The 13,008-nt window shown below is 71.3% G+C and carries 10 protein-coding genes; 6 read left to right on the top strand and 4 right to left on the bottom strand.

Going from position 1 to position 13,008, the window contains the following annotated elements; all coding sequences use genetic code 11:
• Nucleotides 1–34: 34 nt before the first annotated feature.
• Entirely contained in the window at nt 35–2,623 is a 2,589-nt protein-coding gene (gene clpB / locus ACFQS1_RS28495; RefSeq protein WP_378974179.1) for an ATP-dependent chaperone ClpB, read from the top strand.
• Between the two features lie 39 nt (nt 2,624–2,662).
• Here the strand turns inward: clpB and ACFQS1_RS28490 are convergent, their stop codons facing one another.
• Entirely contained in the window at nt 2,663–2,845 is a 183-nt protein-coding gene (locus tag ACFQS1_RS28490) for a hypothetical protein (RefSeq protein ID WP_378974298.1), read from the bottom strand.
• Between the two features lie 401 nt (nt 2,846–3,246).
• Here ACFQS1_RS28490 and ACFQS1_RS28485 point away from each other — a divergent pair, with 401 nt between their 5' ends.
• The 5 genes from ACFQS1_RS28485 (at nt 3,247) to ACFQS1_RS28465 (ending at nt 7,576) form a co-directional block, all read left to right on the top strand.
• Complete coding sequence (locus ACFQS1_RS28485; protein ID WP_378974176.1) at nt 3,247–3,969, top strand: hypothetical protein; 723 nt, start codon at nt 3,247–3,249, stop codon at nt 3,967–3,969.
• A 127-nt stretch (nt 3,970–4,096) separates the two neighbouring features.
• Complete coding sequence (locus tag ACFQS1_RS28480) at nt 4,097–5,599, top strand: hypothetical protein (RefSeq protein ID WP_378974174.1); 1,503 nt, start codon at nt 4,097–4,099, stop codon at nt 5,597–5,599.
• Between the two features lie 380 nt (nt 5,600–5,979).
• Nucleotides 5,980–6,297, top strand: coding sequence for a hypothetical protein (locus ACFQS1_RS28475; protein WP_378974172.1), 318 nt, complete (start codon nt 5,980–5,982; stop codon nt 6,295–6,297).
• A gap of 122 nt (nt 6,298–6,419) precedes the next feature.
• Nucleotides 6,420–6,797 (top strand): ArsR/SmtB family transcription factor, encoded by a 378-nt coding sequence (locus tag ACFQS1_RS28470; RefSeq protein ID WP_014440216.1) that lies wholly within the window; start codon nt 6,420–6,422, stop codon nt 6,795–6,797.
• Between the two features lie 104 nt (nt 6,798–6,901).
• Nucleotides 6,902–7,576: a class II aldolase/adducin family protein gene (locus tag ACFQS1_RS28465; protein ID WP_378974169.1), complete on the top strand. Its 675-nt coding sequence runs from the start codon at nt 6,902–6,904 to the stop codon at nt 7,574–7,576.
• A 689-nt stretch (nt 7,577–8,265) separates the two neighbouring features.
• Here ACFQS1_RS28465 and ACFQS1_RS28460 read toward each other — a convergent pair.
• The 3 genes from ACFQS1_RS28460 to ACFQS1_RS28450 are packed head-to-tail and all read right to left on the bottom strand — an operon-like array spanning nt 8,266 to nt 13,000.
• Entirely contained in the window at nt 8,266–9,087 is an 822-nt protein-coding gene (locus tag ACFQS1_RS28460) for a DedA family protein (RefSeq protein WP_378974166.1), read from the bottom strand.
• 59 nt (nt 9,088–9,146) lie between these two features.
• On the bottom strand, nt 9,147–11,645 hold the full coding sequence (locus ACFQS1_RS28455) for a polynucleotide kinase-phosphatase (protein WP_378974164.1): 2,499 nt from the start codon (nt 11,643–11,645) through the stop codon (nt 9,147–9,149).
• Entirely contained in the window at nt 11,642–13,000 is a 1,359-nt protein-coding gene (locus ACFQS1_RS28450; RefSeq protein WP_378974162.1) for a 3' terminal RNA ribose 2'-O-methyltransferase Hen1, read from the bottom strand. The genes ACFQS1_RS28455 and ACFQS1_RS28450 overlap by 4 nt, the downstream gene beginning before the upstream one ends.
• Nucleotides 13,001–13,008: the final 8 nt, after the last annotated feature.

Raw genomic sequence — 13,008 nt, 5'->3', positions numbered from 1 at the left:
GAACCCGCTCAAGTTCTCCGATCAGGTGGAGTCGATGAACGCCGAACGTTTGACCACCAAGAGCCGCGACGTCATCACCGGCGCCGTCGCCGACGCGGGCCGCCGCGGGCACGCCACGGTCGAGCCGTGGCACCTGCTGCTCTCGCTGCTCGACACCGGCGGGTCCACGGCGCCCGCGCTGCTGCGTGCCGTCGGCGCCAACCCGGCCGACGTGCGCCGTGCCGCGGTGCGGGCCCTCGAGCAGATCCCGTCCGCCCGCGGCGCCAGCACCGCCGAGCCCAGCCTGTCCCGCGAGTTCGTCAACGCGATCGGCGAGGCCGAGCTGATCGCCCAGCCCCTCGGCGACGAGTACGTGTCGACCGAGCACCTGCTGGCCGGCCTCGCCCGGGTCGGCGGCGCGGTCGGCCGGGCCCTCAAGGGCGTCGGCGCCACCGAGGAGTCGCTGGTCGCGGCGTTTCCGCAGGTGCGCGGCGGCGAGCGGCGGGTGACCACCCCCGATGGCGAGCAGACGTACCAGGCGCTGGAGAAGTACAGCGTCGACCTCACCGCGCTGGCCCGCGAGGGCAAGATCGACCCGGTGATCGGCCGGGACACCGAGATCCGCCGGGTCGTGCAGGTGCTGTCCCGCCGCACCAAGAACAACCCGGTGCTGATCGGCGAGCCCGGCGTCGGCAAGACCGCGATCGTCGAGGGCCTGGCCCAGCGGATCGTGGCCGGCGACGTGCCCGAGACCTTGCGCGACAAGAAGCTGGTCTCGCTCGACCTCGGCGCGATGGTGGCCGGCGCGCAGTACCGCGGCCAGTTCGAGGAGCGGCTCAAGAGCGTCCTCGAGGAGATCCGCGGCTCCAACGGCCAGGTCGTCACGTTCCTCGACGAGCTGCACACGGTGGTCGGCGCCGGCAAGGGCGAGGGCTCGATGGACGCCGGCAACATGCTCAAGCCGATGTTGGCCCGCGGCGAGCTGCGCATGGTCGGCGCCACCACGCTGGACGAGTACCGCGAGCACATCGAGAAGGACCCGGCCCTCGAGCGGCGCTTCCAGCCGGTCGTGGTCGGCGAGCCGACGGTCGAGGACACGATCGGCATCCTGCGCGGGCTCAAGGGCCGCTACGAGGCGCACCACCGGGTGCAGATCACCGACGCGGCGCTGGTCGCGGCGGCCTCGCTGTCCGATCGGTACATCAGCGACCGGTTCCTGCCCGACAAGGCGATCGACCTGATCGACGAGGCCGCGTCCCGGCTCCGCATGGAGATCGACTCCCGGCCGGTCGAGCTCGACCAGCTGCAGCGGCAGGTCGACCGGATGCGGGTGGAGAAGCTCGCGCTGGAGAAGGAGACCGACCCCGCCTCGCGTGACCGGTTGTCGCGGCTGGAACGCGACCTGGCCGACCGCGAGGAGGAGCTGACCGCGCTGAACGCCCGGTGGGAGCGGGAGCGCGGCGGCCTCAACCGGGTCGGCGAGCTGAAGAAGCGGCTCGACTCCGCCAAGGCCGAGCTCGAGCGGGCGCAGCGCGACGCCGAGTGGGAGAAGGCGTCGCGGCTGCAGTATCAGGAGATCCCCGCCCTCGAGCACGAGATCGCCAGCGCGTCCGCGGCCGACGAGGAGGAGAAGGCCGAGCCTCCGATGGTCAAGGAGGAGGTCGGCGCGGACGACATCGCCGAGGTCATCTCGTCGTGGACCGGCATCCCGGCCGGCCGGATGATGGAGGGCGAGACCGCCAAGCTGCTGCGCATGGAGGACTCGCTGGCGGCCAAGGTCATCGGGCAGCAGGAGGCGGTGGCCGCGGTGGCCGGCGCCGTCCGCCGGGCCCGAGCCGGGATCGCCGACCCCGACCGGCCCACCGGCAGCTTCCTCTTCCTCGGCCCGACCGGCGTCGGCAAGACCGAGCTGGCCAAGGCGCTGGCCGGGTTCCTCTTCGACGACGAGCGGGCCATGGTCCGCATCGACATGAGCGAGTACGGCGAGAAGCACTCCGTGGCCCGGCTGGTGGGCGCGCCGCCCGGGTACGTCGGCTACGAGGAGGGCGGGCAGCTCACCGAGGCGGTGCGTCGGCGGCCGTACAGCGTGGTGCTGCTCGACGAGGTGGAGAAGGCCCACCCGGACGTCTTCGACGTGTTGCTGCAGGTGCTCGACGACGGGCGGCTCACCGACGGGCAGGGCCGGACGGTCGACTTCCGCAACGCGATCCTGGTGCTGACGTCCAACCTGGGCTCGCAGGCCGGCGACTTCACCATGACCGACGAGGAGCGCCGGGACGAGGTGCTCGCGGTGGTGCGGGCGCACTTCAAGCCCGAGTTCCTCAACCGGCTCGACGACATCGTGGTGTTCCACGCGCTGACCAAGGACGACCTGTCGGCCATCGTGGACATCCAGGTCGGGCGGCTGCGCAGCCGGCTGGCCGAGCGCCGGCTGCGGCTCGAGGTCACCCCGGCGGCGATCGACTGGCTGGGCGAGCACGGGTACGACCCGATCTACGGCGCGCGGCCGCTGCGGCGGCTGGTGCAGTCGGCGATCGGGGACTCGCTGGCGAAGGCGCTGCTCGCGGGGTCGATCCGGGACGGCGACACCGTGATCGTGGATGTCGGCACCGCCAAGGAGGGGCTCACGGTCTCGCGCGGTTGATGCGAAGCGGCCCCGGGGAAGATCCCCGGGGCCGCTCTGTCAATCTTGCGCTCGCTGCCGATAGGCCTCGGTCATCAGTACGTCGGTGACCAGGTGCTCGCCGTCGGCCGTCCAGATCCGTATGCCGTCGCGGTGCAGCCGGTAACGGACGTTCTGGAATCTCGTACGCGTGTCGTCATGGTGCACGACGGTCAGGGTGTCGGCGTGGGGCATGGGACTCACCGGTCCTTGTCAGGTCGGGGGCGGCCGCGGGGTGGTCACGCGGCCGGCGCGATCGGTTGGGTGCCCGGATGCGGTCGGCTTCGGCTTCGCGCCGGCGACTCGCATGCACTTGGGCAGGGTGGGAGGCTGGAGGTCTGTGCTGCTCAGCCTGCGCCACGAGGCGAAAGTGTAGGGCTCAAGGTCACGCCGTGTCTGCCCTCAAACGAGCGACCTAGATCCGGATTTTTCGGTCTTATCGCCCGATGGTGCCATAGCGGGATGGTGCGTGCGGGGCGGTCGCGAATGTGGCCCCGCACCGATACCGTAAGTGGATCAAGTTAGGGGGAAATGTGACCGTCCCGAGTTATTCGTCTCCCGGATATCCGGCACCCGCTCCACGGACGAGACCAACCGTCGTGACGGTGGCGTCCTACCTGCTCTACCTGGTGGCCGTTCTCGAGGTCATCAGCGCCATCCTCGTGTTCACCACGCTCGGCACGACCACCGACGCCATCAAGGACGCGTACGCGGACACCTCGCTGAACGCCGACGAGGCCGGCAGCGTCATCGGGGTCGTGTACGGCATCGGCGCGGGGATCAGTCTGCTGCTCGCGGCCGGCTTCGCCGTGCTCGGCATCTTCAACGGCCGCGGCAAGAACCCGTCCCGCATCGTCACCTGGGTGGTCGGCGGCATCGCGCTCTGCTGCGTCGGCGCCGGGCTGGGCGGCAACGCCCTGGCCGGCTCGCTGGAGGACCGGAGCACGGCCGGCGCCCCGACCCAGACGGAGATCCAGAATCGCCTCAACGACGCGCTGCCGTCGTGGTACCAGCCGGCCAGCACGACGATCACGGTGATCGTGCTGATCGCCATCCTGACGACGATCATTCTGCTGGCGCTGCCGGCTTCCAACGCTTACTTCCGGAAGCAGCCGGCCGCTCAGGGGTGGGATCCGGCCGTGCCGTATCCGACGTATCCGCCGGCGGGACAGCCGGGGTATCCGCCGGCCGGGCAGCCGGGGTATCCGGCGCAGCCCTATGGTCAGCCCGGACAGCCCGCGCCCGGTCTGCCGCCCTATCCCGGGCAGCAATCGCCGCCGCCCACCGACCCGCAGTCGCCGCCGAGGCCGCCGACCGACCCCGCGTGACCGGTTTCCGCTATGCCCCGCCCTCTATTACTGGGGCGGGGCATAGCGGTCTCTGGGTGGGTTCCCCCGCGATCACGGCGCGGCTTGGGTAGGTTCGGGCGCAACGGATCACCTTTGGGGGTCGTCTATGTCGTACCCAACTCAGCCGCCGACGGGCCTCGCGCCGGCCTCGCCCTCGGGGCGGCCGCCGGTCGTGTCGGCCGCCGCCGTCCTGTTGTGGGTCATGGCGGCGGTGGGGCTGTGCTACGCGGTCGCGACCGTGGCGGTGGTGCCGGGAACGATCAGCCGCTTCCGGGACGCCATCGGCGGGACGGCGGACGAGTTCCAGCGCTTCAACGGCGGTACTGACCCGGACACCTACGTCGGCGTCGTCTGGCTCGGCGCGGCGATCGGCCTCGTCCTCGCGGTGATCATCTTCGCGCTCTACGTGGTGCTCGGCATCGCGCTGCGCCGGGGCAGCAACGCCGCCCGGATAGCGACCCTGGTCATCTGCGGCCTCGGGGCGCTCGCGGGCGCGGGTTCGCTGATCGCGGTGGCCATCCAGCGGGCCGGGGACGCCGTGGCGTGGTCGCTGGGGGATCAGCTCTCCCGGGCCTATCCGGGTGGATGGCTGGGCGTCAATGTCACCCTCGCGGCGGGACAGATCATCGCGTACGGGTTGGTGGCGGTGCTGGTGCTGGCGGCGCCCAAGGTGTTCTTCCGGGGGGCGGCTGCGCCGGCGCCGGCCTCGGGGGCGGCGGGCTTTCCGCAGTATGGCGCGCCCTATCCCGGTGGGTATCCGGCCGCGCCCGGGTACAACGTCTTCGGGCCCGCCTCGGCGCCGCCTGCCTCCGCGCCGCCTGCCTCCCCGCCGCCTGCCTCCGCGCCGCCCGCTTCGGCGCCCCCGGCGTCTGCTCCGCCTGCCTTTGCGCCGCCTGGTTCTGCGCCGCCTGGTTCTGCGCCGCCGGCGCCTCCGGTTCCTGGGGTGGGCCCGCAGCCTCCGCAGGGGGCATGGGTGGCGCCGCCGGGCGCCTACGGCCCGCCGGGGGCGTCTGGTGCGGCCGGAGGCTACGGTGCGCCCGTGCCGGGTGGGTATGGGCCTCAGCCCGGCTATGGGGTGTTGCCGCCTGGGGCGGGGTACCCGGCCGCGCCTGGCTACCCGGCCGCGCCTGGCTACCCGATTCCGGGTTATCCGCAGGGCCCCGGTTACCCAACGGCCGGCCCCGGATACCCGGCGGTGCCGCCCGTTCCCGACCAGGCGGCGGTCTGGGGCCGTCCGGCGGAGCCGCAGGCCGGCCCGCCGCCGAGCCCCACGGAGCCACCGGCGACCGCGGGTGGGTCGAGCGCTCAGCAGCCGTCCGCGTCGACCGTGGGTGGGCCGTCGGCTTCGGCCGTGGGTGGGGCGTCCGCGTCGACCGTGGGTGGGGCGGCGGGCGAGCAGCCGTCCGCGGTGTCCGGCGACGGGCCGGCGACGGCGGGGAAACCGTCCGAGGGGGAGGGGGATGTGACGAACGCCTCCCCGTTCGAGCGGCCGACCGGGGTCGGATCCGATCAGTCGTTCGCCCGCGAGGGCGAGGCCCCGGAGGGCGGCGGGGCGACGCCGCCGACGGCCGCCGAGGGCGACGAGTACTGGGCTCGGCCGGCCGAGTAACTGGTCACGGGCTGTCTCGCATCGACCGCCATGGGTCACCCGAACGGGTAGCTTTGTCTGCTGGCGACGTACTCCTATCGGCTGTCCGGGTAGACATGGGCCATCCGGTCGGAGGGTGTTTTTCGCTGAATGGGTAAACGAGCGATGACACGATTCACAGGACCTTCCCAGCGCCACGACCGGGTGATCTGTGTGCTCCGTCGCATGTGACGCCGGACATAGGAGCTTTGAGCTGCATCGATGGTTCCAGCAACGGGCGAAAGGGACCATCGTAATAGTTAAGTTTATTTTCAGATAGAGCCAAAGCCGTGCGTCAATAGTCACCTTCCGCCCCGGCGGGGCGAAAGGTACCTGTTTCGTTCAGCCAGTAAGCTCGATGGATGGAAGCACGCCACGACCTGCGTAAATTCATCACTGAATTAGCCGACGCGGAGCGTGGCGCCATGCTTTCATCGGGTCGTGAACATCTCGTGCCGGGCCGCCCCGGCCGAGTGATCGCGCAGTGTGGCGAGATGACGACGGCGAGGCAGGTGCGTACCTCTCTGAATACGGATCGGCGACCCGAATCGGATCGAAGAATTGACAATGTGGGGCTCCTCACCCTGGGGGCGGGGATCGAGAGCCCGACACGCACGGGCAGCGACCAGACGGCGGCTGAGGCGTTGCAGGAGGCAGAGACCGAAGTCGGTACCGCGTAAAGCTCGATCGGGAGGCCCTCCCGCGATCGACCAACAAGGTGATCGATATCGGCCTTACGGCCTGAAAGTTAGCCGGTTCGTTCCTGCGCACATGCAGGAGAATCGATGCAGTTGGTGGAAGGATGGAGATCGTGGGAACTGCGTTGGCGGAAATGACAATGCCTCAGATCTCGCCGCTTGCCGGCGAGCCTATTGAACGTGCCGACGCCGAGCGGCTGGCGGGAGTGCTGAAGGCACTCGCCGACCCGGCCCGGCTGCGGCTGCTGAGCCTCATCCAGTCCGCGACGGACGGCGAGGCGTGCGTCTGCGACCTGACGGCCCCCCTGGGCCTGTCGCAGCCGACCGTGAGCCACCACCTGCGGATCCTGACGGAGGCCGGCCTCCTCGAGCGCGAGAAGCGCGGTGTGTGGGCGTATTACCGCCTGGTGCCGACCGCCATCGCGACCATCGCCGACCTTCTGACCCCGCCCCGCAAGCGGGCCACCAAGAAGGCGCGCTGACCACTAGCGACCAGCGGGAAAGCCTGGCGCCACCGCTATGGGGGCGTGGCGCCAGGCAGAAGTCCTCCGCCCCTCAGTCCACCCCCGGACCAGAGGAGTTACGGATGAACTACGTTCCGGGTGATCTGCGTGACCAGCTCACGCACGTGGGCTACGACGTGGTCCAGGCCGGCCTGGTCGTCGGATCCGGCGGCAACCTGTCCGCGCGGATTCCGGACGAGGACGCGATCTGGGTGACCGCGTCCGGCACCTGGCTCGATCGGCTCAGCCGGGCCACGTTCGCCTCGGTACGCGTCGCCGACGGAGAACCCACCTCGGTGGGCGCCATGCCCCCGTCGCGACTCGAGCCGACCAGCGAGATCGCCCTGCACCTGGCGTTGTACCGGGCGCGGCCCGACGTCAACGCCGTCATCCACCTGCACCCTCAGACCGCCCTGCTGCTCGACGCGCTCGGCGAGCACATCCGGATCGTCACCACCGACCACGCCTTCTACCTGCGGCGGGTCTCCACGGTGCCGTTCCGGCTGCCGGGCGGACCCGAGATCGCGGCGCTCACCGCGGCCATGGCCGCCGACGGCACCGACTGCCTCGTGCTGAGCCACCACGGCTGCGTGGTCATGGGCGACTCGGTCGAGCTGGCCCACAAGCGCGCCCGCAACCTCGAAGAGGCCGCTCAGCTGACCTACCGAGCCCTCGCCGCCGGCCGCCTGGAAAACCTGCGCGACTGCCCCGAGGAGTTCCTGGACCGCCTGTCCGGCTCCGCCGCCGTGCGGGTCTAGCTCCGCCTGTGGACAGCGAGGAAAAACTGTCGTACCCGCCTGCTTAACTGGCCCCGCCCTACCGGGTGGGGGCGGTTCGTGGCGCGGCCGGCAAGCGCGAAAAACGAGACGCGCCGGCGGGGAAGCCCGCCGGCGCGCGGAGACTCGCGGTGGTCCGGAGCAGGGGTGGCCGAAGACCGGGTGGGCGGTCCGGAGCAGGGGTGGCCGGAGACCGGGTGGGCGGTCCGGAGCAGGGGTGGCCGGAGACCGGGTGGGCGGTCCGGAGAGTGTCGGCGGTCCGGAGAGTGTCGGCGGTCCGGAGAGTGTCGACGGTCGGGAGTGTTTGGGTGGACGCATTGGGGCTGTCGCGCCTACCGGTGAACGCGGTGGGGGCTGTCGCGCCGACCGGCGGATCCCACGATGCCCCGAGCGGCAAACGAAGGCGGAAGCCACCGCCAGACGCGGCAGGCACCGATTGGCCGTAAGGAACGCGCTGCACTGATGGCCGTAACGGGCGGCGCGGCGGGATGGGTCAAACGGAGGGCAACCGTGGGTGGCCACAACGGGCGGCAAGCGCGGGTGGCCATAACGGACGGCGTGCGCGAATAGCCGCAAACGGGCGGCAAGCGCGGATCACCATGAACGGTCGGCACGCGCCGGTCCTCAGCACACCCCGCGGGCCAGGGCGATCCTCAAGGAGGCTAAACGGATCAGTGGCGGCGGTGTGACCGCGGCGGCGTGCGCGGCTTGTCCTCGTCCTCGTCGTCGTGGATCGACTCGACTATGCCGGCGATGCTGGCGGCCGCCACGACGCCGATGGCCGCGGACGGCTCGGGGCCGGTCGCGGCGGGAGCGTTCTTCTTGTGCCGCCGCTCGCGGAGCATCTCGATGGCGATCGGCAGCACCGAGATCAGCACGATCAGCGCGACCACCGGCAGGATGTAGTGGTCGATCTTGTCGCCGATGGCGTCGTAGATCTGCTGGGCCAGCAGGTGGCCGATGATCAGGATGCCGTCGGTCCAGAGGACCGCGCCCACCACGTTCCACACGAAGAACTGGCGGGCCGGCATGCCGAGGGTGCCGGCCACCGGGTTGAGGAACGTGCGGACGATCGGGATGAAGCGCGCGAGCACCACGGCCTTGGCGGGGCCGAACTTCTCGAAGTAATACTCCGCCTTCTCCACGTACTCCTTCTTGAAGAGCTTGGAGTCGGGCTTGTCGAACATCCGGCGGCCGTAGCGCGCGCCCAGCCAGTGGCCCAGCTGCGCGCCGGCGATGGCGGCGATCGGCGCGCCGATCAGCAGGGCGGCGAACGAGATGCGGCTGTTCGCCCCGAAGATCGAGTCGGCAACCGGGGAGGATGCCACGCCGGCCAGGAACAGCAGCGAGTCGCCGGGGAAGAAGAAGCCGACCAGCAGGCCGGTCTCGGCGAACATGATCGCGATAACGCCGATGAGACCGAAGGTGTGAATCAGTTCCTGCGGGTCCAACGGGTTGAGGGCAAGCTGCTCGGTCAGCGCGCGGATGTCCACGAGGAGCAGGGTACCGGCCGTTGGGTAGCCGGTACCTGTACAACTCCTGTGGAAACGGCTCAGAGACGCGGGTCGACCGGCTCCGATTCCGCGGCGAGGATCGCGAACACCAACTCGTGCACCCGCCACACCGGGGCGCCCTCGGCCAGCCGGTCGAGCGCCGCGAGCCCGAGCCCGTGCTCGCGCAGCGCGAGGTTGCGCTTGCGGCCGAGGTTGCGCCGGCGCAGGCCGGCGAGCTGCTCGGGTCGGGTGTACTCGGGACCGTAGATGATCCGCAGGTACTCCCGCCCGCGGCACTTCACGCCCGGCTGCACCAGCCGCCCCTTGTCGTCGGTGACGGCGAGCCCCGCGTACGGCTTGACCACCATCCCCTCGCCGCCGGCGGCGGTGAGCGCGAGCCACCAGTCGATCGCCTCGGCCTCTCCCGCCGGGTCGCTCAGGTCGACGACCAAGCGCCGGGTGGTCGTGAACAGCGATGGGTCGGCCGCGACCAGGCGGTCCGCTTGCGCCAGGTGCCAGCCGTGGTCCTTCGACGCGTACGAGACGCCGGCGCCGGCCAGCACTGCGAACGGAGCCAGCGTGATGCCGGTGAGGCCGTCGGTCGGCTTCACGTAGGCACGGTAGGCCGCGGAGTAGCCGTCGATCTCGGAGGAGCGCAGCTCGATCCGGTCCCGCAGCGCCGTGACGTCCAGCCCGCGGGCCGCGACCTGATCGAGCACCGCGCGGGCGGCCGGCAGCGCGTGCCGCCCGGCGGCGCCGACCCCGGCGTACCGCTCCCGGATCAGCCCGCCGGCCTTCGCCGACCAGGGCAGCAGCTCGGTGTCGACCAGCAACCAGTCGGTGCCGAGCTCGTCGAAGAGCGGCGTCGCGGCCGCCCGCACCCGGGCGAGCAGCGGCCCATCCAGCGCCGGGCCGAAGAACGGCCGGCCCGTGCGGGTCCAGATCGCGTCGCCCGCGCCCGTGCGCGAGACCCGGACCACGGCCCGCGAGCCCATGTGCTTCTCCTCGCACACCACGCGGGAGACCCCGGCGGCCCGCATGTCGGCCAGCGCGGTGGACGGGTGCTCGAGGTAGCCCTCCACCGTGGCGGTCGAACAGGGCGCCATGGTCGGCGGCAGCCACACGAGCGTGGCCGGGTCGAGGGCGAACCGGCTCATCACCTCCAGCGCCGCGGCCGCGTTCTCGGCGGCGACGGTGGTCCGCCCGTACGCGTAATCGATATGCCGACGGCCCGTCACGTCCGCGATGTCCAGGCCCTCGTCGGGCTTTTCCGCCCGCGAAGCGGCGGCCAGCGGACGAACCGGCGCGTAGTGCTCGCGCGCCGCCGGCACCGCCACCAGCTCGCGCGACGGCCAGCGCAGCGCGGTCAGCTCGCCGCCGAAGACGCAGCCGGTGTCGAGGCAGATGGTGTTGTTGATCCACTCCGGCTTGGTGGTTGGGGTGTGGCCGTAGACGACCGCGGCCGAGCCCCGGTAGTCGCGCGCCCACGGGTAACGGACCGGCAGGCCGTACTCGTCGGTCTCGCCGGTCGTCTCGCCGTAGAGCGCGAAGCTACGCACCCGGCCGGACGCCCGGCCCTGGTAGGCCTCCTTGAGGCCGGCGTGCGCGACCACCAGCTTGCCCCCGTCGAGCACGTAGTGGCTGACCAGGCCTTCGATGAAGGTCTTGACCTCGCCGACGAACTCCGCGGGCTCCCGCGACAGCTGCGCGAGGGTCTCCGGCAGGCCGTGGGTGAGCTGCACGTTGCGCCCGTTCAGCTTGCGGGCCAGCTTCTGCTCGTGGTTGCCCGGCACACAGATCGCGGTGCCGGCCGCCACCATGCCCATGACCAGGCGCAGCACGCCCGGGGAATCGGGACCACGGTCGACCAGGTCACCAACGAAAATCAAGGTCCGGCCATCCACGTGTACGGCGTTGACAGCGCGGCCCGCGTCGTCGCGCACCACCTCGTACCCGAGCTTGGCCAGCAGGGCCAGCAGCTCGGGCAGGCAGCCGTGCACGTCGCCGACGATGTCGAACGGGCCGGTGACCTCCCGCTTGTCGTTGAACAGCTTCTCGTAGCGGATCTCGGCGGCCGCGATCTCGTCGGGCCCGCGCAGCACGTGCACCTTGCGGAAGCCCTCGCGGGTCAGCGACCCGAGCGAGCGCCGCAGGTCACGGTACATGCGGGTGAGCACCGGCCGGCCGAACGTGCGGTCCGGGCGGGCTTCGGTGCGCTCCCAGGCCAGGCTTTCGGGTACGTCGAGGACGATCGCCACCGGCAGCACGTCGTGCTCCCGGGCCACCTTGACCAGGCCGGCCCGGGCGTGCGGCTGCAGGTTGGTGGCGTCGACGACGGTGAGGCGGCCGGCGGCGAGGCGCTTGCCGGCCACGTAGTGCAGCACGTCGAAGGCCTCGGCCGACGCGCTTTGGTCGTTCTCGTCATCGGCGACCAGCCCGCGGAAGTAGTCCGAGCTCAGCACCTGCGTGGGCTTGAAGTGGGCACGAGCGAAGGTCGACTTGCCGGATCCGGAGATGCCGACCAGCGCGACGAGCGCGAGCTCCGGTACGTCGATCATGCCGCCTCATTCCCTACGAAGATCGCCATCTGGGTCGGTGCGCCGGTCGTCTCGTGCGCCTCGCCGACGGGACGGAACGAGACCGTGTAGCCGCGGTCGCTCGCGACATTCCGGGCCCACTGCTCGAACTCGGCGCGGGTCCATTCGAAGCGGTGGTCCGAGTGGCGCATGCCGGTCAGGCCTTCGTAGTGGACGTTGTATTCGGCGTTCGGCGTGGTCACGATGACCGCGCGCGGCTTCGCGTGGCCGAAGACGCTCGCCTCCAGGGCCGGCAGCCGGGGTGGGTCGACGTGCTCGATGACCTCCATGAGCACGGCGGCGTCGTAGCCGCGCAGCCGATCGTCGCGATAGGTCAGCGCCGACTGCCGGAGCTTGACGCGGTCGCGCTGCCGCTCGGGCAGCCGGTCCAGCCGCAGCCGGCGGGCGGCCTGATCGAGCGCCCGCGACGAGACGTCACACCCGACGATCTCGGTGAAGCGCCGGTCCTTGACCAGGGCCGTCAGCAGCGCCCCGCCGCCGCAGCCGAGGTCGAGCACCCGGGCCGCGTCGACGTCGTGCAGCGCCGTCAGCACCGCGTCGCGACGCTGCTCGGCCAGCGACGCCTTGCGGGCGACGGGGAGCTCGTCCTCCTCCTCTTTGACCGGCTCGTCGATCTCCAGCCGGCGCAGCGCGGAATCGGCCAGCGCCTTTCGATGCGCCAGGTACCGCCGCGCGATCAGCACCTTCGACGGGTGCCCGGCGAGCCAGCCCTCGCCCGAGCGCAGCAGCTTCTCGATCTCGTCGGGTGCCACCCAGTAGTGCTTGGCGTCGTCGAGGACGGGCAGCAGCACGTACAGGTGATTGAGGGCGTCCGCGAGACGCAGCGTGCCGGAAAGGCCCAGGTCGAGGTAGCGGCTCTCGCCGCCGATCTCCGGCTCGAGCGGGATCGGCTCGGCCGTCACCGCCCAGCCGAGCGGCTCGAACAGGCGGGTGGCCAGGTCGGCGGTGCCGCGCAGCAGCGGCACGCGGACCTCCAGCGGGATAGCCGCCGCGGCGAGCTCGGGCCGGTCCTTCGAGGCGCCGCGCAGGGCGCTGCGGAAGACCTTGGCCAGCGCGGCGGCGAGCAGGCTGGAGGCCGCGTACGGGCGGTCGTTGACGTACTGACCCAGATCGAACGCGTCGCGCTGGGCCCGCAGCCGCTGTGGATCGACGTCCAGCAGCAGCGCCGCGGTGCACCGGGCCTCGGTCGCCTCCGGGTACATCACGTACGCCGTGCCGGTGGGCACGTCGAACGAATGCACCTTGCCGGGGTGCTTGACCAGCAGATAGCCGAGGTCGGTCGCGGGCGCGTGGGTGGTCGTCACGGTGAGCAGCACGTCTCACA

Origin of the sequence: Paractinoplanes rhizophilus (assembly GCF_042664765.1) — a bacterium.
Lineage (GTDB): Bacteria > Actinomycetota > Actinomycetes > Mycobacteriales > Micromonosporaceae > Actinoplanes > Actinoplanes rhizophilus.
Note: the sequence above shows the minus strand (reverse complement) of the source record. Positions and strands in the feature narration are given on the sequence as shown.